This is a genomic window from Pseudomonas sp. FW305-96 (assembly GCF_058783825.1).
In genome coordinates this window covers 192,948-214,967 of the sequence record NZ_JBYSYW010000003.1, presented here as the reverse complement: position 1 = coordinate 214,967, position 22,020 = coordinate 192,948, and the positions used below count along the sequence as shown (strand labels likewise).

23 protein-coding genes are annotated in these 22,020 nt (G+C 64.5%); 13 read left to right on the top strand and 10 right to left on the bottom strand.

Translation table 11 applies throughout. The features are described from left to right. Positions 1–5: 5 nt before the first annotated feature. The 3 genes from AC3WL2_RS03805 to AC3WL2_RS03795 all read right to left on the bottom strand — a co-directional run bounded on the left by AC3WL2_RS03805 (position 6) and on the right by AC3WL2_RS03795 (position 2,633). The gene (locus tag AC3WL2_RS03805; protein WP_102683519.1) at positions 6–776 is read right to left on the bottom strand and encodes a uroporphyrinogen-III synthase; all 771 of its coding nucleotides are present in this window, start codon (positions 774–776) and stop codon (positions 6–8) included. Continuing rightward, positions 773–1,714: a hydroxymethylbilane synthase gene (hemC, locus tag AC3WL2_RS03800; RefSeq protein WP_102683520.1), complete on the bottom strand. Its 942-nt coding sequence runs from the start codon at positions 1,712–1,714 to the stop codon at positions 773–775. Before hemC ends, AC3WL2_RS03805 begins: the two co-directional genes overlap by 4 nt. A gap of 169 nt (positions 1,715–1,883) precedes the next feature. After that, positions 1,884–2,633 (bottom strand): LytR/AlgR family response regulator transcription factor, encoded by a 750-nt coding sequence (locus AC3WL2_RS03795; RefSeq protein ID WP_102683521.1) that lies wholly within the window; start codon positions 2,631–2,633, stop codon positions 1,884–1,886. A 297-nt stretch (positions 2,634–2,930) separates the two neighbouring features. Between AC3WL2_RS03795 and argH the strand changes: the two genes are divergently transcribed. Then, positions 2,931–4,325 (top strand): argininosuccinate lyase, encoded by a 1,395-nt coding sequence (gene argH, locus AC3WL2_RS03790; RefSeq protein WP_102683522.1) that lies wholly within the window; start codon positions 2,931–2,933, stop codon positions 4,323–4,325. A 99-nt stretch (positions 4,326–4,424) separates the two neighbouring features. Here the strand turns inward: argH and AC3WL2_RS03785 are convergent, their stop codons facing one another. Then, entirely contained in the window at positions 4,425–5,084 is a 660-nt protein-coding gene (locus tag AC3WL2_RS03785; RefSeq protein ID WP_102683523.1) for a glutathione S-transferase, read from the bottom strand. A 146-nt stretch (positions 5,085–5,230) separates the two neighbouring features. Here AC3WL2_RS03785 and AC3WL2_RS03780 point away from each other — a divergent pair, with 146 nt between their 5' ends. From AC3WL2_RS03780 to AC3WL2_RS03770, 3 genes are all read left to right on the top strand, one after another. Further along, positions 5,231–5,533, top strand: a complete 303-nt coding sequence (locus AC3WL2_RS03780) for a hypothetical protein (RefSeq protein ID WP_102683524.1) — start codon at positions 5,231–5,233, stop codon at positions 5,531–5,533. 51 nt (positions 5,534–5,584) lie between these two features. Further along, positions 5,585–5,830 (top strand): TIGR02647 family protein, encoded by a 246-nt coding sequence (locus AC3WL2_RS03775; RefSeq protein ID WP_102683525.1) that lies wholly within the window; start codon positions 5,585–5,587, stop codon positions 5,828–5,830. 165 nt (positions 5,831–5,995) lie between these two features. Continuing rightward, the gene (locus tag AC3WL2_RS03770) at positions 5,996–8,860 is read left to right on the top strand and encodes a class I adenylate cyclase (RefSeq protein ID WP_102683526.1); all 2,865 of its coding nucleotides are present in this window, start codon (positions 5,996–5,998) and stop codon (positions 8,858–8,860) included. A gap of 5 nt (positions 8,861–8,865) precedes the next feature. On the opposite strand, the gene rnk is transcribed toward AC3WL2_RS03770, so the two are convergent. The 3 genes from rnk to cyaY form a co-directional block, all read right to left on the bottom strand. After that, the gene (gene rnk / locus AC3WL2_RS03765; protein WP_102683527.1) at positions 8,866–9,276 is read right to left on the bottom strand and encodes a nucleoside diphosphate kinase regulator; all 411 of its coding nucleotides are present in this window, start codon (positions 9,274–9,276) and stop codon (positions 8,866–8,868) included. Between the two features lie 155 nt (positions 9,277–9,431). Then, entirely contained in the window at positions 9,432–9,650 is a 219-nt protein-coding gene (locus tag AC3WL2_RS03760) for a DUF1289 domain-containing protein (protein WP_102683528.1), read from the bottom strand. 1 nt (position 9,651) lies between these two features. After that, positions 9,652–9,984 (bottom strand): iron donor protein CyaY, encoded by a 333-nt coding sequence (cyaY, locus tag AC3WL2_RS03755; RefSeq protein ID WP_102683529.1) that lies wholly within the window; start codon positions 9,982–9,984, stop codon positions 9,652–9,654. 206 nt (positions 9,985–10,190) lie between these two features. Here cyaY and lptM point away from each other — a divergent pair, with 206 nt between their 5' ends. The 6 genes from lptM to AC3WL2_RS03725 are packed head-to-tail and all read left to right on the top strand — an operon-like array spanning position 10,191 to position 14,804. Next, positions 10,191–10,397 (top strand): LPS translocon maturation chaperone LptM, encoded by a 207-nt coding sequence (gene lptM, locus AC3WL2_RS03750; protein ID WP_102683530.1) that lies wholly within the window; start codon positions 10,191–10,193, stop codon positions 10,395–10,397. Positions 10,398–10,406: 9 nt separating this feature from the next. Further along, complete coding sequence (lysA, locus tag AC3WL2_RS03745; RefSeq protein ID WP_102683531.1) at positions 10,407–11,654, top strand: diaminopimelate decarboxylase; 1,248 nt, start codon at positions 10,407–10,409, stop codon at positions 11,652–11,654. Between the two features lie 4 nt (positions 11,655–11,658). Next, the gene (dapF, locus tag AC3WL2_RS03740) at positions 11,659–12,489 is read left to right on the top strand and encodes a diaminopimelate epimerase (protein WP_102683532.1); all 831 of its coding nucleotides are present in this window, start codon (positions 11,659–11,661) and stop codon (positions 12,487–12,489) included. A 13-nt stretch (positions 12,490–12,502) separates the two neighbouring features. Further along, positions 12,503–13,213 carry a DUF484 family protein gene (locus AC3WL2_RS03735; protein ID WP_046853676.1) on the top strand — a complete coding sequence of 237 codons (711 nt, stop codon included), beginning with the start codon at positions 12,503–12,505 and terminating at the stop codon, positions 13,211–13,213. Continuing rightward, positions 13,213–14,112: a tyrosine recombinase XerC gene (xerC, locus tag AC3WL2_RS03730; RefSeq protein WP_102683533.1), complete on the top strand. Its 900-nt coding sequence runs from the start codon at positions 13,213–13,215 to the stop codon at positions 14,110–14,112. The genes AC3WL2_RS03735 and xerC overlap by 1 nt, the downstream gene beginning before the upstream one ends. Then, positions 14,109–14,804, top strand: coding sequence for an HAD family hydrolase (locus tag AC3WL2_RS03725; RefSeq protein ID WP_102683534.1), 696 nt, complete (start codon positions 14,109–14,111; stop codon positions 14,802–14,804). Before xerC ends, AC3WL2_RS03725 begins: the two co-directional genes overlap by 4 nt. Before the next feature lie 58 nt (positions 14,805–14,862). Here AC3WL2_RS03725 and sutA read toward each other — a convergent pair whose 3' ends face one another. The 3 genes from sutA to glnK all read right to left on the bottom strand — a co-directional run bounded on the left by sutA (position 14,863) and on the right by glnK (position 17,345). Continuing rightward, positions 14,863–15,192 (bottom strand): dormancy-specific transcriptional regulator SutA, encoded by a 330-nt coding sequence (gene sutA, locus AC3WL2_RS03720; protein WP_023632536.1) that lies wholly within the window; start codon positions 15,190–15,192, stop codon positions 14,863–14,865. A gap of 432 nt (positions 15,193–15,624) precedes the next feature. Next, entirely contained in the window at positions 15,625–16,959 is a 1,335-nt protein-coding gene (locus tag AC3WL2_RS03715; RefSeq protein WP_102683535.1) for an ammonium transporter, read from the bottom strand. Positions 16,960–17,006: 47 nt separating this feature from the next. Beyond that, the gene (glnK, locus tag AC3WL2_RS03710) at positions 17,007–17,345 is read right to left on the bottom strand and encodes a P-II family nitrogen regulator (protein WP_002555808.1); all 339 of its coding nucleotides are present in this window, start codon (positions 17,343–17,345) and stop codon (positions 17,007–17,009) included. 406 nt (positions 17,346–17,751) lie between these two features. Here glnK and AC3WL2_RS03705 point away from each other — a divergent pair, with 406 nt between their 5' ends. The 3 genes from AC3WL2_RS03705 (at position 17,752) to AC3WL2_RS03695 (ending at position 22,002) form a co-directional block, all read left to right on the top strand. After that, positions 17,752–18,015, top strand: a complete 264-nt coding sequence (locus AC3WL2_RS03705; RefSeq protein ID WP_102683536.1) for an accessory factor UbiK family protein — start codon at positions 17,752–17,754, stop codon at positions 18,013–18,015. An 830-nt stretch (positions 18,016–18,845) separates the two neighbouring features. Then, a complete protein-coding gene (gene mgtA / locus AC3WL2_RS03700) occupies positions 18,846–21,557 on the top strand; it encodes a magnesium-translocating P-type ATPase (RefSeq protein ID WP_102683537.1) in 2,712 nt (903 codons plus the stop codon). Between the two features lie 10 nt (positions 21,558–21,567). Next, positions 21,568–22,002, top strand: a complete 435-nt coding sequence (locus AC3WL2_RS03695) for a DUF2493 domain-containing protein (RefSeq protein WP_232968073.1) — start codon at positions 21,568–21,570, stop codon at positions 22,000–22,002. Positions 22,003–22,020: the final 18 nt, after the last annotated feature.

The following is a 22,020-nucleotide window of genomic DNA, read 5'->3' as shown; positions in this document are numbered from 1 at the left end:
GCGCCTTAAGAGGCAGGCGCAGCGGTTCGCTGCACGGCTGCCAGCAAGGCCGCGGCGCTGGCGCCACGGCAATCCACAATATCCAGCGCCCCGAGTGCGCGGGCCTGTTCAGCGACCCGTGGGCTGGGCACGAACAGCGGCAATCGGGAAAACCGCGGCCAGTGCGCACCCGCGAGTCGATGCAAGTGTTCCAGCCCCTGCCCACTGCTGACCACCAGGCCATTGAGGCGTTCCCCATCGATGCGTCGGGCGAGGGTTCCGGCAGGGTAGTCGGGCAGGCAGCGGCGATACAATTCCAGATAATCGACACTAGCACCTTGCTCGGCAAGACGCTCGGCCAGCAGTTCACGACCTCCGACGCCGCGCACGATCAGGACGCGAGGCCTCGGTGACTCAGCAATAGCCTCGCGCAAGGCGGGCAGCCCGAGCAAGGCCTCGCTGTCGTCACCGGCCGCTGGAAAGGCCACTTGCAGCCCATGCTCCTGAAGAATTCGCGCCGTCGCCTCACCTACCGTGAACCAACCTGCGGAAGGCGGCTTCACTCCCGCCTGGGCGAGCTGCTCCAGCAGCAGGCGGGCCGCCGGCTTGCTGACCACGATGATGGCCTGAGCCCCGGCGATCGTCCGCAGGCACTGCATCTGCGCCGGGTCCGGCGCGAGCGCCTCGATCACCAGCAAAGGCAGGCTGGCGCTGGCGATACCCGCGTCGGCCAGCGTCTGCGCCAGTGCCGCACAGTCCTCTTCAGGGCGGGTCAGCAGCAGGCGCCAGGGGCTCACGGGTGGCCGGCCTCGCCGTAGACTTCCTTGAGGATCGCCTCGGCGCCCTGCCCCAGCAGGTCTTCGGCGACCTGTATGCCCAAGGCCTCGGCATCCACGCGCGCAGCGCGGGCTTCGGCCACCAGCAAGGTGCCACCGGAGGGCTGGCCAACCAGGCCACGCAGCCACAGCTGCTCGCCTTCAAGCACCGCGTAGCAGGCGATCGGCACCTGGCAGCCACCATTAAGGCGCTTGTTCAGGGCACGCTCGGCCACCACCCGGTCAGCGGTGTCGGCATGGTGCAGCGGCGCCAGCAAGGCATGAATCTCGGTATCAGCGCTACGGCACTCGATCCCCACCGCGCCCTGGCCACCAGCCGGCAGGCTGTCATCGACACTGATGGAGGCGGTAATGCGGTCCTCGAAGCCGAGGCGGATCAGGCCGGCGGCGGCGAGGATGATGGCGTCGTACTCGCCGGCATCGAGCTTGGCCAGGCGCGTATTGACGTTGCCGCGCAGGAAGCGGATCTGAAGATCGGGCCGACGCGCCAGCAGTTGCGCCTGGCGGCGCAGGCTCGAAGTGCCGACAACACTGCCGGCCGGCAGTGCCTCGAGGCTTGCAAAGGTATTGGAAACAAAGGCATCGCGCGGGTCTTCGCGCTCGCAGATGCAGTACAGGCCCAGGCCTTCGGGGAAGTCCATGGGCACGTCTTTCATCGAATGCACGGCGATGTCGGCTTCGTTGTCGAGCAGGGCGGTTTCCAGCTCCTTGACGAACAGGCCCTTGCCGCCGATCTTCGCCAGCGGCGCGTCGAGCAGCTTGTCGCCGCGGCTGACCATGGGCACCAGGGTTACGACGAGACCTGGGTGCGCCTGCTCCAGGCGGGCTTTTACATATTCGGCCTGCCACAGGGCCAAGGCACTTTTACGGGTGGCAATGCGGATTTCGCGAGTGGACATGAAACGCCCCGAACCAGAGAAATGCCGTCGATGATAACAGCTCCTCCGGGTGTGCCCGCAGATTCAGATCAGCAAAGCGCCACGTGGGAACGGGCTTGACCCGCGATTGCGATGGTGGGCAATGCACCTTATCGCGGGGCAAGGCCGCTCTCACGCTGTCGAAGGGTATTCAGTGCAAGGACTGCATCATCTTGCGCACCCCGGCCACATGCCGACGGCTGACGGTCAGGGCATCGCCCTCTAGCCCCTTCAGGTAGAGCTGGAAATGCCCCAGCGGCGTGCGCTGCAACCGTTCGATGCGCTCACGGGCAACCAGTGCGTTGCGGTGAATACGCACAAACCGCTCGCCGAACTCGTCTTCCAGAGCCTTGAGGGGTTCGTCGAGCAGCACTTCGCCTGCCTCGTGGCGCAAGGTGACGTACTTGTGGTCGGCGATGAAATAGATGACCTGGGGAATAGGGATCAACTCGATGCCCTTGCGCGTGCGGGCACTGATATGGCTGCGTGGGCCGCCGCCGGTATCGCCTGCGGGGCGGGTCAACGCCGCCAGCTGGGCGCGGTTGGGTTTTTCAGCCCGACGCAAGGCGTCACGCAGCGCCTGGGGCTGGATGGGCTTCTCGACATGGCTCAAAGTGCTGTCCCTGAACGCTTCGCTGCCGTATTCGTCGTCGCCGGTGCAGAACACCACCGCCGGCGGCGACTCGCGCTCGCACAGCCGGGCGGCGACCTGCAGGCCATCGAGGCCCGGCATGCCGATGTCCAGCACCACCACGTCGGGCTTGAGGCTTTCGATCAGGGTCAGGGCCTCCTCGCCGTTGGTGGCGCTGGGCTCCATCACGGTGTAACCCTCCAGCTCGCCAAGCAGCCGGCTCAGGCGCTCGCGGGCCTGGGGTTCATCATCAACGATCAGGACATTCATAATTGCGCTGGATTCCTGAGTGAGTCTCGCACGGGTATAGCGTAGACAAGTGTGGGGCGACCGAAACGCGGTCACGCTACAGACCGGTGCGAAGGCCAAAGATTCACTGGCCTGGCAGATTCACCGCCAGTCCTTTGTCCAACTGTAGACGCTCCGTGGAACACTGCCGTTCAATCGTTGAATATGCCGCACCCCCTTGTTACCGGACGATTCTCGCGACCAGCGCCCTGCGGCGGCGGGCGCAACCCTGCTATGATCGGCGCCACTTTTCCGTTCACGCCTTCAACGAGTGAATCCATGAGCACCGACAAGACCAATCAGTCCTGGGGCGGCCGCTTCAGTGAGCCCGTCGACGCCTTCGTCGCCCGCTTCACCGCCTCGGTCGATTTCGACAAGCGCCTGTACCGCCACGACATCATGGGTTCGATCGCCCACGCCACCATGCTGGCGCAGGTCGGCGTACTCAGCGACGCCGAGCGCGACACCATCATCGATGGCCTGAAGACCATCCAGGGCGAGATCGAGGCCGGCACCTTCGACTGGCGCGTCGACCTGGAAGACGTGCACATGAACATCGAGGCGCGCCTGACCGACCGCATCGGCATCACCGGCAAGAAGCTGCACACTGGCCGCAGCCGCAACGACCAGGTGGCCACCGACATCCGCCTGTGGCTGCGTGACGAGATCGACCTGATCCTGGCCGAGATCACCCGCCTGCAAAAGGGCCTGCTGGAACAGGCCGAGCGTGAAGCCGAAACCATCATGCCCGGTTTCACCCACCTGCAGACCGCCCAGCCGGTTACCTTTGGCCACCACCTGCTGGCCTGGTTCGAAATGCTCAGCCGCGACTACGAGCGCCTGGTCGACTGCCGCAAGCGCGCCAACCGCATGCCCCTGGGCAGCGCCGCGCTGGCCGGCACCACCTACCCGATCGACCGCGAGCTGACCTGCAAGTTGCTGGGCTTCGAAGCCGTGGCCGGCAACTCGCTGGACGGCGTCTCGGACCGCGACTTCGCCATCGAATTCTGCGCCGCCGCCAGCATCGCCATGATGCACCTGTCGCGCTTCTCCGAAGAGCTGGTGCTGTGGACCAGCGCGCAGTTCCAGTTCATCGACCTGCCCGACCGCTTCTGCACCGGCAGCTCGATCATGCCGCAGAAGAAGAACCCGGACGTACCCGAGCTGGTACGTGGCAAGAGCGGCCGCGTGTTCGGCGCCCTGACCGGCCTGCTGACCCTGATGAAAGGCCAGCCGCTGGCCTACAACAAGGACAACCAGGAAGATAAAGAGCCGCTGTTCGACGCCGCCGACACCCTGCGCGACTCGCTGCGCGCCTTCGCCGACATGATCCCGGCGATCAAGCCCAAGCACGCGATCATGCGCGAAGCGGCCCTGCGCGGCTTCTCCACCGCCACGGACCTCGCCGACTACCTGGTGCGCCGCGGCCTGCCGTTCCGTGACTGCCACGAGATCGTCGGCCACGCGGTGAAGCATGGCGTCGACACCGGCAAGGACCTGGCCGAGATGAGCCTGGAAGAGCTGCGCCAGTTCAGCGACCAGATCGAGCAGGACGTGTTTGCCGTGCTGACCCTGGAAGGTTCGGTCAACGCCCGCAACCACATCGGTGGCACCGCGCCGGCCCAGGTGCGCGCGGCAGTGGCTCGCGGCCAGGCACTGCTGGCTTCGCGCTGACAACGCACTCGCGGGGCAAGCTCGCTCCCACAAGGCCTGGACAAGGCTCGTGGGAGCGGCGATGCGGCGGCCCGACTTGCCCCGCGATTGTTTACAGCGTTAGCGCTTGTTCTTGATCATTTCGAGGAATGCCGGCATCGCCGCGTCCTTGTCCGCCACGATCCGCGCCATGTGCGGGTTCTCGCCCAACAACTGCAACAGCGCCTTCGCTTCCGGGAAATCCGCCAGGAAGTCGATGTTCAGCACCTTCTTGCCCACCGCGCAGGCCAGGTCGACCGAGAAACAGAACATCAGGTCGGCGATGGTCAGCTGCTCACCGGCCACATAAGGCGCGAACCTGCCATTGCGCTTGAGGGTGGCAAAACCCGCCAGCAGGTCGGCCCGCGCCCGCTCCTTGATCAGCGGCTCCACCGCCGCGCCGAAGAACGCCTCGGCGTAGCAGGTACGCGCTGGCAGCTCGATATACAGCTCGATTTCCCGCAGCAGCTCGCGCACCTTGGCCTGCCCGAAGGCATCGGCCGGCAGCAGCGCCTTGCCCGGCTGGGTCTGCTCGATGTAGTCGAGGATGACCCCGGTCTCGCTGATGAAACCGTGCTCGGTCTGCAGCACCGGCACCTTGCCACGGGGGCTGATGGCCAGGGCTTGAGGCAACTGGCCGCCGAAGAACGGCACCTCTTCGAAGGGCACGCCTTTCTCCAGCAAGGCCAGCTTGACCATGTTGTAGTAGTTGCTGACCGCGAATCCATGAAGCTTGAGCATTGAGACAGCCTCCAAGGCCGTATGGGGTTGGCCCGGCTGTTATAGCTCCCTTGCCCACCCTTGGCCAGTGCCATGCCCGGCGCTGATGGCCGGGCATTGCCAGCGCAGGCGTGGCACACTGTGCGCCTTACCACAGGAGCACCGCCATGAGCGAACCCCAAGACATCGACAGCAATGATGAAGAAGACTTCGCCGAGGCCACCCTGACCCAGGCGATCGAGAACCAGATCGAAAGCGGCGAGCCGCCGGCCGCCAAGGCCACCTTCAACAAGCTGACACTGGTCGGCTACGAGCGTGAAGACATCCTCAACCTCATGGCCCACGTGCTGGCCATCGAGATCGACGCCATGCTCGACGAAGATCGCCCGTTCGATACCGAGTGGTACGAAACCGCCCTGCGCGCCCTGCCGGAGCTGCCACCTGAGGCGGATCAAGGCGCCATCGAATAAACCTGACTACACTCCTGACTTCCATCCTTGTCTCGAAGTCAGGAGTAGCCCATGCCCTTCAACCCCGAACTGATCGCCGAACTGGAAGTCCTTTCCCAGTTCAACCTGGACAGTCACCAGGAAGGCATCAAGGTGTGCAGTGACGCCTCCCCGGCATTGGTCGCCGCAGCCAAGCGTCTGCACGACAAAGGCCTTACCGACCAGCCCGACGGCGGCTATCTCACCAGCCTGGGCACTGACGCCGCCGAGAGTGTGCAGTTGCTCCTCAGGGTTCTGAAAACGCCTCAGCCTGCCTGAAATTCGCCAAGCCCGCCCCCGCAAAAACATGGGGGCGGGCCTACCCCGTTGCAGAAGCCAAGCAAGATGTGTGCAATCTGACGTCAAAAAGCCACCAACCCCTTATCCGACCGCGCCACTCAGGCTAAACTCGCCAGTGCTTCCCCCGGCCTGCCTGAGCGCGCAATGAACCACCCCCACGAAATCCGCCCCGACCTGGAACAAGGCATCGACCGCAAGGAGCTGGCCAAGCTGCGCGCGCGCTTCCTGAAGATCAACCAGGGCCGTCTGGCACGGGCGATGGAAGGGTTATCCACACGCCAGCAACAGGTCCTTACGCTGCTGCCGCTGTTCTTCCACGTCAATCATCCGCTGCTACCAGGCTATGTTTCCGGCACCACCCCCGCCGGTGTCTCCGGTTTCGAGCCCGACGACGAGCTGCTCGCCGAAGCCCAGCGCCTGACCCGCTCATTCACCTACAAGCCACGCCACGGCAAACCACCGCAGCCGATCCACGGCCTGTTCCTGATGGGCAGCCTCGGCACGCTGGCCCAGGCCGAGCAGAGCGACATGGACCTGTGGGTGTGCCATGCACCGGACCTGGACGAGCAGGCCGTGGCCGACTTGCGACGCAAGTGCCAGCTGCTCGAAACCTGGGCGGCCAGCCAAGGCGCCGAAGCTCATTTTTTCCTGATCGAACCCCGGGGCTTCGTCCAGGGCGAGCGCGATGGCCAGCTCAGCTCCGACGACTGCGGCACCACCCAGCATTACCTGCTGCTCGACGAGTTCTACCGCACCGCCATCTGGCTGGCCGGGCGCACGCCGCTGTGGTGGCTGGTGCCGGTGTACCAGGAACACAACTACCGCGACTACACCCAGACCCTGCTGTCCAAGCGCTTCGTCCGCGCCCAGGACGATCTCGACCTGGGTCACCTGGCGCACATTCCGTCGGGCGAGTTCGTCGGCGCCGGGCTGTGGCAGCTGTTCAAGGGTATCGACTCACCCTACAAGTCGCTGCTCAAGCTGCTGCTCACCGAGGCCTACGCCAGCGAGCACCCGCAGGTGCGTTGCCTGAGCCTGGACTACAAGCGGGCCGTGTTCGCCAACCAGCTGGATCTGGATGAGCTCGACCCCTACGTGATGGTCTACCGCCGCATCGAACGCTACCTGCTCCTGCGCGGCGAGCCGGCACGCCTGGAGCTGGTGCGGCGCAGCCTGTACCTGAAGGTAAACAAGAAGCTCGGCGACCAGGGCCGCACACGTAGCGGGGGCTGGCAACGCCAGCTCCTGGGGCGCCTGACCGAAGAATGGGGCTGGGACGAGCGCCAACTGGCACTGCTCGACAGTCGCAGCCAGTGGAAAGTGCGCCAGGTGGCGGTCGAGCGCCGCGAACTGGTGGCAGAGCTGAACCACAGCTACCGCTTCCTGACCCAGTTTGCCCGCCAGCAGAACGCCAACAGCCGCGCCGACCAGCGTGACCTCAATGTGCTTGGCCGCCGCCTCTACGCCGCCTTCGAGCGCCGGGCCGGCAAGATCGAGGTGATCAACCCGGGCATCGCCCCGGACCTGGCCGAGGATACCCTGACCCTGGTGCAATCACCCAACCGCAAGGAACCGGGCACACACCACTGGGGGCTGTACAACGGCAACCTGGGCGTGCACGAGTGGGAGCACTTCAGCCCGATCAAGCGCTGCCGCGAACTGTTAGAGCTACTCACCTGGGCCCATCGCAACGGCGTGATCGACAGCAGCACCCGCCTGGCCCTGCACCCAGGTGTCAGCGACCTGAGCGAGTTCGAGCTGTTCAACCTGATAGGCAGCCTGCAGCAGAGCATCCCTCTGCCCCTGGAGACAGTCAGCGAGGTGCGCCTGCTGCAGCCGAGCGTGGCCGACGAGATCCTGCTGTTGGTGAATGTCGGCGTCGACCCGCTGCGCCATCAGCGCGACCTGAACATTCTGATGACCACTGAGCGCACCGACTCGCTGAGCTACGCCGGGGTGCGCGAGAACCTGGTGCTGACCCTCGACCAGATCACCCTCAACAGCTGGAACGAGGTGCTGGTGCAACGCTACGACGGCGAGCATGCGCTGGCGCGCTGCCTGCGCGACTTCCTCAACAGCCTGGGCCAGCGCAGCCACCGCCCGCGGGTGCGGGTACGCTGCTATTGCCACAACCGCGCCCAGGCCATCAGCCAGCGGGTCGAGGAGATCTTCGACACCGTGCAATTGCTGCTCGACCAGGGCCTGAATCACCGTTACCTGCTGCAGGTGGCCCAGCACACCCACATCCTCGACCTGCAGCCCGGGCAGGTGACCCTGGCCAGCCTCGCCGACCACGACGCGGTGCTGGCGGCCCTCGGCGAGGAGCGCGGCAGATACAGCCCGTTGCACCTGGACACCCACGCCCTGCAGGACCACGACCTGCCGCTGGTCCTGGCCCAGGGCCAGCCCGGCTGCATCCAGGTGTTCTACCGCCTGTTCGAGGGCTGGGCCGACCTGTACGTGCTCGATGAGCACAACGCGCTCTGGCAACAACGGCTGCCACTGCAGGACGAGCCGCACCTGCTACTGCCGCTGCAACGCTTCCTGCAATCGATGCTGATGCGCCGCGACGCCCAGTTGCCACTGGACAGCCTGCCGCTGGCATCGCTGCGCATCCTCTATTACCAGTTGCTGCCCTCAGGCATCGGCAAGGCACGCAGCCTGGAGCCAAGACCGGCACCTTCGGACAACCAGAACCAGGCGTATTTCGAAGTTCAGGCGATCCTCCAGGCCGGCACGGGCGAAGAGGTGCATGTCACCCTTTACTGCGACCAGCAGGAGTTTTCCGAACTGGAGCATGGCGACCAGCTGTATGCCGTGGTCGCCCGGCAGATCCTCCGCCAGCGCCGCGGCAGCGGCAGTTACCGCTGCTACATCACCGACCTCGACCTGTCCGAGCTGCTGGAGGACGAGCAAGGGTCCACCAGCCTCTACCTGCGCTACAAACGCGAGCTGGAGCAGGCACTCAACGATGGGCTGGAGCAACTGCAGGCGCGGCTGGAGCCCTGATCAACTCAGAGATCGAAATCGCCTGCCGCTTCCGGCTGGTACTCGACTGCCAGCAGCTCGAGCTTGAGCGTCTTGCCGCCCGGCGCCGGCCAGTCGATCTGGTCGCCCACCGACAGGCCCAGCAGTGCGCAGCCGATCGGCGCAAGGATCGAGACGTTGCCTTCAGGGCCAGCGTCCTTCGGATACACCAGGGTCAGGTGGTAATCCTTGCCACTGGCGATCTCGCGGCAGTGCACGCGGGAGTTCATGGTCACCACGCCGGCCGGGACTTCCTCGTGACCCACCACGTTCTCGGCGCGGTCCAGCTCGTCCTGCAGGGCGAGCACACCCGGGGTGCTTTCATCGAGGGCGTCGAGCAGGCGCTCGAGACGCTGCACGTCCAGTCGGGTGAGGATGAGGGAAGGCTTGGTGCTCATGATCCAGTCAGACTCCTTTGAACAGGCAATTTACTAAAGGCAGATAAAGCAAAACCCCGCCCAAGGGCGGGGTTTGTGAAATGCTTGGCGTCACCGACGCAGACCCTGACACTACCACAGCGGGGCAAATACTCAAGCCCACACCGTCGTTGTGGCTATGCCGGGCGCCCTGTTTTCAGGGCCAGCGCCTCGCGGCAGATCTGCCGGCGCCGTTCGTCATCGGCCGAGCGCCACTCACGGATATGCTCGACGTGACGGTGGCAGCCGGTACAGACCTTGTACTCATCCAGCCGACATATGCTGATACAAGGTGACGGCACCGCCGGGCTCACATTGCTGTAGAGCGGCTTGGGCGGCCTGGGCTGTTCGCTCATTTCAGATCTCGTCGAAGTCCAGCTTCTCGCCGGCCCGCTCCCAGACGATGCGCTCGAGCATCTCGCCGAGCAGCTCTTCGCTCTTCTCGCACACCCACTTGCCGCTCTCTTCGTCGTAATCGAAGTGGAAACCACCGGACTTGTCCGCCAGCCACAATTGGCGCAGCGGCTCCTGGCGGCTGAAGATCAGCTGGCTGCCGTTATCGAACTTGATGGTCAGGACGCCAGCGGAGTTCTCCATGTCCAGGTCCATGCCGCTTTCATCGAACAGATCTTCCAGGGCCTGTTGGGTCGCGTCGACCAGGTCGTGGAAACGCGCTTCGCTCAAACTCATTGCAAGGACCTCGAAAAATGGCTGTACACACGCAAGCCGGGCACGATAAGGGCGAAAGCCTCAAGCTACAAGCTAATAGCTGTAAGAAAAAGCCGCATCGCCTTTGGTCGCCGCACCGCCGCCAAGGGGGTGCCCCTTGCATAGGCAATCAGGTGGTCGCTCGGTATACTCGGCCGCAATACTGCATATTTCCAAGGATTTCACCCATGAAACGCCTGATTTCCTCCCTCGCGGCGCTGGTCGCGGTCGCCTGCCTCGTTTCGGCCTGCGGTCAGAAAGGCCCCCTGTACCTGCCAGAAGACGGCAAGGACGGCAAAGGCCCGCGCAAGTCGCACCAGCATGCCAAGCCAGTCCAGCCGCAACCTGTGCTGGAGCAGCAGCAAGAGCAGCCAGAAGAGTCGCCCGCGCAGTAAGGAAATCCCATGGATGCATTCAACTACCGCGGCGGTGAGCTGTTCGCGGAAGGGGTGGCCCTGTCGGCGATCGCCGAACGCTTCGGTACGCCCACCTACGTGTACTCGCGTGCCCATATCGAGGCGCAGTACCGCAACTACACCGATGCCCTGCACGGGGTGGAGCACCTGGTCTGCTTCGCGGTCAAGGCCAATTCCAACCTGGGCGTGCTGAACCTGCTGGCGCGCCTGGGCGCGGGCTTCGACATCGTTTCCGGCGGTGAGCTGGAGCGCGTGCTGGCCGCCGGTGGCCGCGCCGATCGCGTGGTGTTCTCCGGTGTCGGCAAGACCCGCGAGGACATGCGCCGCGCCCTGGAAGTGGGCGTGCACTGTTTCAACGTCGAGTCCACCGACGAGCTCGAGCGCCTGCAAGTGGTGGCCGCCGAGATGGGCAAGGTCGCGCCGGTGTCGCTGCGCGTGAACCCGGACGTCGACGCCGGCACCCACCCTTACATCTCCACTGGCCTCAAGGAAAACAAGTTCGGCATCGCCATTGCGGACGCCGAGGCCATCTACGTGCGCGCCGCGCAGTTGCCGAACCTCGACGTGGTCGGTGTTGACTGCCACATCGGCTCACAGCTGACCACCGTCGAACCGTTCCTCGATGCCCTCGACCGCCTGCTGGTGCTGGTCGATCGCCTGGCCGAGTGCGGCATCCACCTGCGCCATCTCGACCTGGGTGGCGGTGTCGGCGTGCGCTATCGCGACGAACAGCCGCCGGAGCTTGCCGACTACATCAAGGCCATTCGCGAGCGCATCGGCAGCCGCGACCTGGCCCTGGTGTTCGAGCCGGGCCGCTACATCGTCGCCAACGGCGGCGTGCTGCTGACCCGCGTGGAATACCTCAAGCACACCGAGCACAAGGACTTCGCCATCATCGACGCGGCGATGAACGACCTGATCCGCCCGGCCTTGTACCAGGCCTGGATGGACATCAGCGCAGTCAAGCCTCGCGAAGGCGAAGGTCGGGCCTACGACTTGGTCGGCCCGATCTGCGAGACCGGCGACTTCCTGGGCAAGGACCGCGTGCTGGACCTGGCCGAGGGCGACCTGCTGGCCGTGCGCTCCGCGGGCGCCTATGGTTTCGTCATGAGCTCCAACTACAACACCCGTGGCCGCTGCGCCGAAGTGCTGGTCGATGGCGATCAGGCCTTCGAAGTGCGTCGCCGCGAGACCATCACCGAACTGTTCGCCGGCGAAAGCCTGCTGCCGGAGTGAACCCATGCTGCTGCGTTTTACCAAGATGCACGGGCTGGGCAACGACTTCATGGTCCTCGACCTGGTCAGCCAGCACGCACACATCCAACCCAAGCACGCCAAGCAATGGGGTGACCGCAACACCGGCATCGGCTTCGACCAGCTGCTGATCGTCGAGGCGCCGAACAACCCGGATGTCGACTTCCGCTACCGGATCTTCAACGCCGATGGCTCCGAGGTCGAACAGTGCGGCAACGGCGCGCGCTGCTTCGCCCGTTTCGTCCTGGACAAGCGCCTGACCGCGAAGAAGCGCATCCGCGTCGAGACCAAGGGCGGCATCATCGTGCTCGATGTGCGCAACGACGGACAGATCTGCGTCGACATGGGCCCGCCGCGCTTCACGCCGGCCGAGGTCCCGTTCATCGCCGATGAGCAGGCGAGCAGCTACGCACTCGAAGTCGACGGCCAGGTGCACCAGATCGCCGCAGTGTCCATGGGCAACCCGCATTCGGTGTTGCGCGTGGACGATGTGCGCAGCGCTCCGGTCCATGAGCTGGGGCCGAAGATCGAGCATCACCCGCGCTTCCCGCAGCGGGTCAATGCCGGCTTCATCCAGGTAGTCGACCGCCACCGCGCCAACCTGCGCGTATGGGAGCGTGGCGCGGGCGAGACCCAGGCCTGCGGCACAGGCGCCTGCGCCGCCGCCGTGGCGGCGATCAGCCAAGGCTGGATGGACTCACCGGTGACCATCGAGCTGCCGGGCGGGCGCCTGAGTATCGAGTGGGCCGGCCCCGGCAAGCCGGTGCTGATGACCGGCCCTGCCGTTCGTGTGTTCGAAGGACAAGTTCGTCTCTAAGCGAGTATCCGCCATGACCGATCAGCCTAACGTTGCATCCCCGCAGGCCAGTGAGCTCGATGCCGAAGCGGTGGTCGCCTACCTGCGCGCCCACCCGACCTTCTTCGCCGAGCACGACGAGCTGCTGGTCGAACAGCGCATTCCTCACCAGCGCGGCGACAGCGTGTCGCTGGTGGAACGCCAGCTCAAGCTGCTGCGCGACCGCAACATCGAGATGCGCCATCGCCTGTCGCAACTGATGGACGTGGCCCGCGACAACGACCGGCTGTTCGACAAGACCCGCCGGCTGATCCTCGACCTGCTCGACGCCAGCACCCTGGAAGAGGTGGTGATGGCGGTCGAGGACAGCCTGCGCCAGGAGTTCCAGGTACCCTTCGTCAGCCTGATCCTGTTCGGCGAAAACGCGGCGCCCGTGGGGCGCTGGGTTTCCGGGGCCGAGGCGCAACAGGCCATCGGCGGCCTGATCGGCGGCGGCAAGACCATCAGCGGCAGCCTGCGCGAACATGAGCTGGCGTTCCTGTTCGGCAACGATCAGCACAAGGAAGTCGGCTCCAGCGCCGTGGCCACCCTCGAGTACCAGGGCCTGCACGGCGTACTGGCGATCGGCAGCCGCGATCCGCAGCACTACAAGAGCAGTGTCGGCACACTGTTCCTCAGCTACATCGCCGAAGTGCTCGGCCGCGTGGTGCCGCGCTTTACCCAGACTCTGCGCTCGGTGCGCTGATGGAACGCCAGCTGGAGGCTTATTGCGCACACCTGCGCAACGAGCGCCAGGTGTCCGAGCACACCCTGCTGGCCTACCGTCGTGACCTCGAGAAGGTCATCGAATTCTGCAACGCCCAGGGCATCGCCGGCTGGGCTGCCCTGCAGGTCCAGCAACTGCGCCAGCTGGTCGCCCGCCAGCACCATCACGGCCAGTCCTCGCGCAGCCTGGCGCGCCTGCTCTCGGCGGTGCGCGGGCTGTACCGCTACCTCAACCGCGAAGGGCTGTGCCAGCACGATCCGGCCAACGGCCTGGCGCCACCCAAGGGTGAGCGGCGCCTGCCCAAGGTGTTGGACACCGACCGCGCCCTGCAGTTGCTCGACGGCGGCGTCGACGACGCGTTCATCGCCCGCCGCGACCAGGCCATCCTCGAACTGTTCTATTCGTCCGGCCTGCGCCTGTCGGAGCTGACCGGGCTCGACCTCGAGCACCTGGACCTGGCTGCCGGGCTGGTGCAGGTGCAAGGCAAGGGCGGCAAGAGCCGCGTGCTGCCGATTGGCCGCAAGGCCCGGGAGGCGCTGCAGGCCTGGTTGAAACTGCGCGGCATCGCCGGCCCGCGGGACAGCGCCGTGTTCCTCAGCCGCCAGGGCAAGCGCCTCGGTCCCCGAGCCATCCAGCTGCGGGTCAAGGCCGCCGGCGAGCGCGAGCTCGGCCAGCACCTGCACCCGCACATGCTTCGCCATTCCTTCGCCAGCCATTTGCTGGAATCGTCCCAGGACCTGCGCGCGGTGCAGGAGATGCTCGGCCACGCCGACATCAGCACCACGCAGATCTATACCCACCTGGACTTCCAGCACCTGGCTGCGGTGTACGACAGCGCCCACCCCCGGGCCAAACGCAGCAAGGACACAGACGCATGAGCATCAAGCTGATCACCTTCGACCTGGACGACACCCTCTGGGATACCGCGCCGGTCATCGCCAGCGCCGAAGTCGTCCTGCGCGACTGGCTCGAAGCCAACGCGCCGATCCTCGGCGGCGTGCCGGTCGAGCACCTGTTCGCCATCCGCGAGCGCTTGGTACAGGCCGAGCCGGGCCTCAAGCACCGCATCAGCGCCCTGCGCCGGCGGGTGCTGTTCCATGCCCTGGAAGAGGTCGGCTACAGCGAGAAACACGCCCAGGAACTGGCCAACGAAGGTTTCGAGGTGTTCCTGCATGCGCGGCACCAGGTCGAGGTGTTCCCAGAGGTGCAGCCGGTGCTGGAGATCCTGCGCCACCACTACGTTCTCGGCGTGGTGACCAACGGCAATGCCGACGTGCGCAGGCTCGGCCTGGCGGACTACTTCCGCTTCGCCCTGTGCGCGGAAGACCTGGGGATTGGCAAGCCGGACCCTGCACCTTTCCTCGAAGCGCTGAAGCGCGGCGAGGTGGACGCAGGAGCGGCGGTGCACGTCGGCGACCACCCGGGCGACGACATAGCCGGCGCCCAGCGCGCCGGGCTGCGGGCGGTGTGGTTCAACCCCCAGCACAAGCCCTGGAGCGGCGAACAGGCGCCGGATGCGGAGATCCAGCGTTTGTCGCAGTTGCCAGACGTGCTAGCACGCTGGCGCTGACTGACAGTCGCCCACAAAAAAGCCCGCAGCGACGGCGGGCTTCTTTGCGCTCAGCCACTCAGATAGGGCGGCTGCCGTACTTGTTGTCCGGCTTCTTGGGCGGATCGGCGACCACGTTGGCCTCCACTTCCTGCACCTTGCCACCGCGCGAAAGGAACTCTTCCATCGCCTTGGCCAGCGCGTCGCGCTCTTTCTGCTTGGCTTCCATGCTCGGCATCTCGTCTACCGAGACAGCCGCCTTGGACTTGCCCTTGGCAGCAGGTGCCGGGCTGCTGTCGTCATCGCCGGCATCTTCCGCGCCATCGTCGGCCGCAGCTTCCAGGCCGTCATCAGCCTCGTCTTCGTCGCCTACTTCGAGGTCATCATTTTCCAGATCGTCGTCGCTCATGTTCTACCTCATGACTTGCAAAAAGCAGGTTAGTTATAGACCGGTGCAGCCGTAGACCGGCAGCCACCAGTGAAAATTCAACTGGCCGTGGGTTGGCCACTGCCCTGGGTGTCCGCCCCCTCATGGGAGGCCCGGCACCCTGCAGGCCCTGCTCCTGGCAAGGCCTGACAAAATCCTTTGAACCCTTGCTGGCCACAGGCTATTGGCAAGCCTAGCAAAGGGTGGCGAAGTGTGTGGACTACTCGTCCAGCTCCCTTCGGCGCGCATTCTAGCGCGCTCGCAGAAAAAGCAAAGCTCCAGAAACGCCCAATGACTTGTAAGTTTTCTACCTGCGTCGCGATCACGACAGAGAAACCGTTTGCCCGGCGCGAATCGGCAAACTACAGGCAAAAAAAATGCCCGGCGAGCCGGGCAAGTTTTCCAGCGTGGCGGTTACAGGTTGTAGCCGCGCTCGTTGTGCTGAGCCAGGTCGAGGCCGACCGACTCTTCTTCTTCGCTGACCCGCAGGCCCATCACCAGGTCCAGGACCTTGAGAATCACGTAGGTGACGATGGCGGTGTAGACCACGGTGAAGATCACGCCCTTGGCCTGGATCCAGAACTGCGCGGCGATATCGGTGACCGCGCCGAAGCCGCCCAGGGCAGGTGCCGCGAACACACCGGTGAGCAGGGCGCCGATGATGCCGCCGATACCGTGCACGCCGAAGGCGTCGAGGGAGTCGTCATAACCCAGCTTGCGCTTGAGGCTGGTGGCGCAGAAGTAGCAGACCACGCCGGATACCAGGCCGATCACCAGGGCGCCCATCGGGCCGACGGTACCCGCGGCAGGGGTGATGGCGACCAGACCGGCGACCACTCCCGAAGCAATGCCCAGTGCGCTCGGTTTACCGTGGAAGACCCACTCGGCGAACATCCAGCCCAAGGCGGCGGCGGCGGTAGCGATCTGGGTCACCAGCATGGCCATGCCGGCGGTACCGTTGGCCGCCGCAGCGGAACCTGCGTTGAAGCCGAACCAGCCGATCCACAGCATGGCCGCACCCATCAACGTGTAGCCCAAGTTGTGCGGAGCCATCGGCGTAGTCGGGTAGCCCTTGCGCTTGCCCAGCACCAGGCAGCAGACCAGGCCGGCGATACCGGCATTGATGTGCACCACGGTGCCGCCCGCGAAGTCCAGCACGCCCCAGTCCCACATCAGCGCGCCGTCACCACTCCAGACCATGTGCGCGATCGGCGCGTAGACCAGGGTGAACCATACACCCATGAAAATCAGCATGGCCGAGAACTTCATGCGTTCTGCGAAGGCACCGACGATCAGCGCCGGGGTGATGATGGCGAAAGTCATCTGGAAGGTGATGAATACCGCCTCGGGGAACAACGCGGTAGCCGAGGTCAGGCCCGACGGCGTGACGCCGCTGAGGAAGGCCTTGGAGAAGCCACCGATGAAGGAGTTGAAATTGAGCACGCCCTTTTCCATACCGGCGGTATCGAAAGCCAGGCTGTAGCCGTAGATGACCCAGAGGATGCTGATCAGGCCGGTGATGGCAAAGCACTGCATCATCACCGACAGCACGTTCTTCGAGCGCACCATGCCGCCGTAGAACAGGGCCAGGCCCGGGATGGTCATGAACAGGACCAGTGCCGTCGAAGTGAGCATCCAGGCGGTGTCGCCGGAGTTCAGCACAGGGGCGGCAGTTTCCTCGGCCAGGGCCAGCCCTGGCATTACGAGGGACAATAGGGCTCCTAGCCCTGCGATCTTGCGCAGAGTCATGTTGTTTTCTCCTGGGGCGTTGGGTTTGGTGAGGCTTTGCTTGGCGCTTAGATCGCGTCGGTATCGGTTTCGCCGGTACGGATGCGGATCGCCTGCTCCAGATTGACCACGAAGATCTTGCCGTCGCCGATCTTGCCGGTGTTGGCTGCCTTGGTGATGGCTTCGATCACCCGATCGAGGTCCTTGTCGTCGATGGCGACATCGATCTTCACCTTGGGCAGGAAATCGACCACGTATTCAGCGCCGCGATACAGCTCGGTGTGACCCTTCTGCCGGCCGAAACCTTTGACCTCGGTCACGGTAATGCCCTGCACGCCGATTTCCGACAGCGACTCGCGCACGTCGTCCAGCTTGAACGGCTTGATGATGGCAGTGACTAGCTTCATGAAACTCTCTCCCGATTTGATGGACTTGCCCCAGGAAAACAAACCCGTCTCAAGTCTAAGCGCAGCGCCTGGCTTTGTAACGCGTCGTCGGCTCCATTCTCCCCGCCGACACACGATCCACCTGTGACGAAGGACCTTGCGGCTCCGCCTGCGCACTGCCTGGTCACAAGGGACTGCATCAGTGCATGGCTCACTCGGGTCTTTGCAGAAACCTTGCCAGTTCGAACAACGATCGGGAAAACAGGGAGTTGCGTGAATCGGTAGGGATTGGCCAGTTGCCAGCAGCGAAAAAGCGCACAAAATCGGTGCGCGACCTTTGGCCGCCCTGCGCGAAAAGCGTGCAGGGCAAGCGGGCAAAAGCGGCGTGCTACACTGCGACACTTTCAGTGATCAGCGGATACCAGACATGCTCGCGCCCAAAGCCTTCCTCGATGCCCTGAGCGACCAGGCCTCGCGCCTGTTCAGCGGCGACACCGCCGCGCCCCGTGCCGAACTGGAGAGCCAGTTCAAGGTGCTGATGCAAGGGGCCTTCAGCAAACTCGACCTGGTCAGCCGCGAGGAATTCGACAGCCAGATGGTGGTGCTGGCCCGTACACGCGCCCGCCTCGAAGCCCTCGAGCAGCAATTCGCCGAGCTGGAAGCCAGGATGGCGCCGTCCGCCAAAGAATAACGATCGATACACGGAGTATTTGCCTCCAAGTCCTGATCGCCTGCCCGCTTCTACATTGCTCGGGTAGGAGCAGGATTTTCTCGCGATACATTCGCGCGATGCACTGTCCTTCCCGGCAGATGAAACTTATTTAAGTTATGTCTTCACGGTTGACTTACCCGCTATGCTTTGCATAAAGTTCACCCGCCCCGAAAAACGGGCCTTTATTTCAACTCACGAAGAATTCAATGGACACAGTATCTAGTCGCTGTCTGGCAGCTCCTGGCCGCCAGGCACTTGAACCGGAACTCCGGGCCCGCCCCTAGGTCGGGCAAGCCGCGCCAGAGCCTGATGCTCCGCCGTAGCTTGCCGCCCCGGGTGCCCGCCCGGTCGGAGGCAAGCTCATGAACCTTGATATCGCTACCCCTCGCCTGCGCGCCTTTGCGCACAAGGCCCCGTACCGTCCTGTCCGCGACTGGGGCTTGTCCTCGCCCCTGAAACCGCCCAGTCGATAGCGTGCCCGTTGCTGCCTGCAGTGACGCACGCGATGCTGTCTGTTCGCTGAACTGACGCCATTTTAAATCGTCAGAAACTTCCGAACTTTAAGTAATTAAAGTTCTTTGGAACTCTATTGCCCGCCATTTAACAGATGGGATTAACCGACCATGGAATCAGCCAGTAGAAAGTTCGCTGCCGATCTTATTTCCGGCATTCGCCAGCGAACACGTAAATGTCGGAAAAACCACGCTTTTCATTGTTTGAATCATTGCGACACGGGACACGTTCACTCACCTTCCCCACCGTGAGTCGACTGTGTGTCGTGCCGCCTCCTGCGGCAGGAGCACAGCCAAATGACCGTAAAAGACCACAACACCCGCAGCAAAGCCGGCGAAGACACCCGCCTGTCCATGCGCGCCGCCCGCGAGGCACGCAACGGCCTGGCCGTGACCCTGGCCAACCTCGACGCCAGCGAACTGGGCCTGACCGAGCACGAAGCCGCCAAGCGCCTGCAGCGCGACGGCGCCAACCAAGTCGCCCATGACAAGCCGCAACCGGCCCTGGTGCAATTGCTCAAGGCCTTGCACAACCCCTTTATCTACGTGCTGCTCACCCTCGCCGGCATCAGCTTCGTTACCGACTACTGGCTGCCGGTACGCGCAGGCGACATGGAAGAAGCGGACCTGACCAAGGTCATCATCATCATGACCATGGTCAGCCTCAGCAGCCTGCTGCGCTTCTGGCAGGAGTACCGTTCGGGCAAGGCCGCCGACGCCCTCAAGGCCATTGTCCGTACCACCGCCACCGTGCTGCGCCGCGAGCGCCACGACCAGCCAGCGCGCCTGCGCGAAGTGCCCATGAACGAACTGGTGGCCGGCGATATCGTGCAACTGGCCGCCGGCGACATGATCCCCGCCGATATCCGCCTGATCGAGTCCCGCGACCTGTTCATCAGCCAGGCGGTGCTGACCGGCGAAGCGCTGCCGGTGGAGAAGTACGACACCCTCGGCCACGTCGCGCAGAAGTCCGCCGCCGACAGCGCCAACGATGAAAGCGGCCTGCTGGATCTGCCCAACATCGGCTTCATGGGGACCAACGTGGTCAGCGGCCGCGCCCGCGCCGTGGTGGTGGCCACCGGCAAGCGCACATATTTCGGCTCGCTGGCCAAGGCCATCGTCGGCTCGCGTAGCCAGACCGCCTTCGACCGTGGCGTGAACAGCGTCAGCCGGCTGTTGATCCGTTTCATGCTGGTGATGGTGCCGGTGGTGTTCATGCTCAACGGCGTGGTCAAGGGCGACTGGAGCGACGCCTTCCTGTTCGCGCTGGCCGTGGCCGTGGGCCTGACCCCGGAGATGCTGCCGATGATCGTCAGCGCCAACCTGGCCAAGGGCGCCGTCGCCATGGCCCGGCGCAAGGTGGTGGTCAAGCGGCTGAACGCTATCCAGAACTTCGGTTCGATGGATGTCCTGTGCACCGACAAGACCGGTACCCTGACCCAGGACCGCATCATCCTCGAACACCACGTCGACCCCAGCGGCCACAGGGACCCGCGCCTGCTGGAACTGGCCTGGCTCAATAGCCACCACCAGAGCGGCGTGAAGAACCTGATGGACCAGGCCGTACTGCGCTTTGCCGGCGAAGACCAGGGTTTCCAGCCACCCTATGCTTACGCCAAGGTCGACGAACTGCCCTTCGACTTCATCCGCCGTCGCCTGTCGGTGATCGTCAAGGATGCCCTGGGCGATCATCTGCTGGTGAGCAAGGGCGCCGTCGAGGAAATGCTGGCCATCGCCACCCATGTCGAAGAAGGCGGCCAGCGGATCGCTCTGGATGGCGAGCGACGCCAGCAATTGCTGGCCACCGCCAGCGCCTACAACCAGGAAGGTTTCCGCGTGCTGCTGGTTGGCACCCGTGATATTCCGGCCGTTGACGGCAAACCCCAGTACCACACCGATGACGAACGCGAGCTGGTGATCCGTGGCTTCCTGACCTTCCTCGACCCGCCCAAGGAAACCGCAGGCCCGGCCATCGCCGCCCTGCGCGAGATGGGCGTGAAAGTGAAGGTGCTGACCGGCGACAACCCGGTGGTCACCTGCAAGGTCTGCCGCGAAGTGGGCCTGGAGCCCGGCCAGCCGCTGCTCGGCCAGGACATCGAACGCCTGGACGACACCCAGCTCAAGGCCCTGGTCGAAGAACGCACGGTTTTCGCCAAGCTCACCCCACTGCAGAAGTCGCGGGTGCTCAAGGCGCTGCAGGCCAACGGCCACACCGTGGGTTTCCTCGGTGACGGCATCAACGACGCCCCGGCGTTGCGCGATGCCGACGTGGGCATCTCGGTGGACAGCGGCACCGATATCGCCAAGGAATCGGCCGATATCATCCTCCTGGAAAAGAGCCTGATGGTGCTGGAGGAAGGCGTGCTCAAGGGCCGCGAAACCTTCGGCAACATCATGAAGTACCTGTGCATGACCGCCAGCTCGAACTTCGGCAACGTGTTCTCGGTACTGGTGGCCAGCGCGTTCATCCCGTTCATGCCGATGCTGGCGATCCACCTGCTGCTGCAGAACCTGATGTACGACTTCTCCCAGCTGTCGCTGCCGTGGGATCGCATGGACAAGGAGTTCCTGCGCGAACCACGCAAGTGGGATGCGCGCAACATCGGCCGTTTCATGCTGTGGATCGGCCCCACTTCGTCGATCTTCGACATCACCACGTTTGCGCTGATGTGGTACGTGTTCGCCGCAAACAGCGTGGAAATGCAGGCGTTGTTCCAGTCCGGCTGGTTCATCGAGGGGTTGCTGTCGCAAACGCTGGTGGTGCACATGCTGCGCACCCGCAAGGTGCCGTTCTTCCAGAGCACTGCGACGCTGCCGGTGATCCTGGCCACCGGCCTGGTGATGTGCCTGGGCATCTACATCCCGTTCTCGCCACTGGGGGCGATGGTCGGGCTGGTGCCGCTGCCGTGGGAATACTTCCCATGGCTGGCCGCTACCCTGCTCGGCTACTGCCTGGTGGCCCAGGGCATGAAGACCCTGTACATCCGCCGCTTCGGCCAGTGGTTCTGAGGGGGTGGGCATGCGCGTACTGATCTGCGCTGGGCGCAACTACGCCGACAGCCAACGCTGCCGCCAGGCGCTGGACGCCCTCCAGCGCCAGCAACCGATCCGGGTGCTGATCCACGGCGGCAGCCAGCACCTGGGCGGCGAAATCGAAGGCTGGGCCCGCGAACAGGGCGCCGACATCGTGCGCTACCCGCCCAACTGGCAGCTGCACGGCAAGCTGGCCGAGCGCCTGCGCAACGTCTTCATGCTGCGCGACAGCCGGCCCGACCTGGTGCTGGCGCTGCCGGGCGGCGACGATACCGAGGAACTGCTGGCGCGGGCGCGGGGTTCGGGGATTCCCGTGATCTGTGGCAGGCAGCCCCGGACGGCAGGCGCCCACAGTCCTGGATGCCAGGCCGGACAAAATTCGACGCACTCTTCTCGTCCACCTGCACAGGAGCGCCACTAAGCTTTGCCAGGCCGCAGG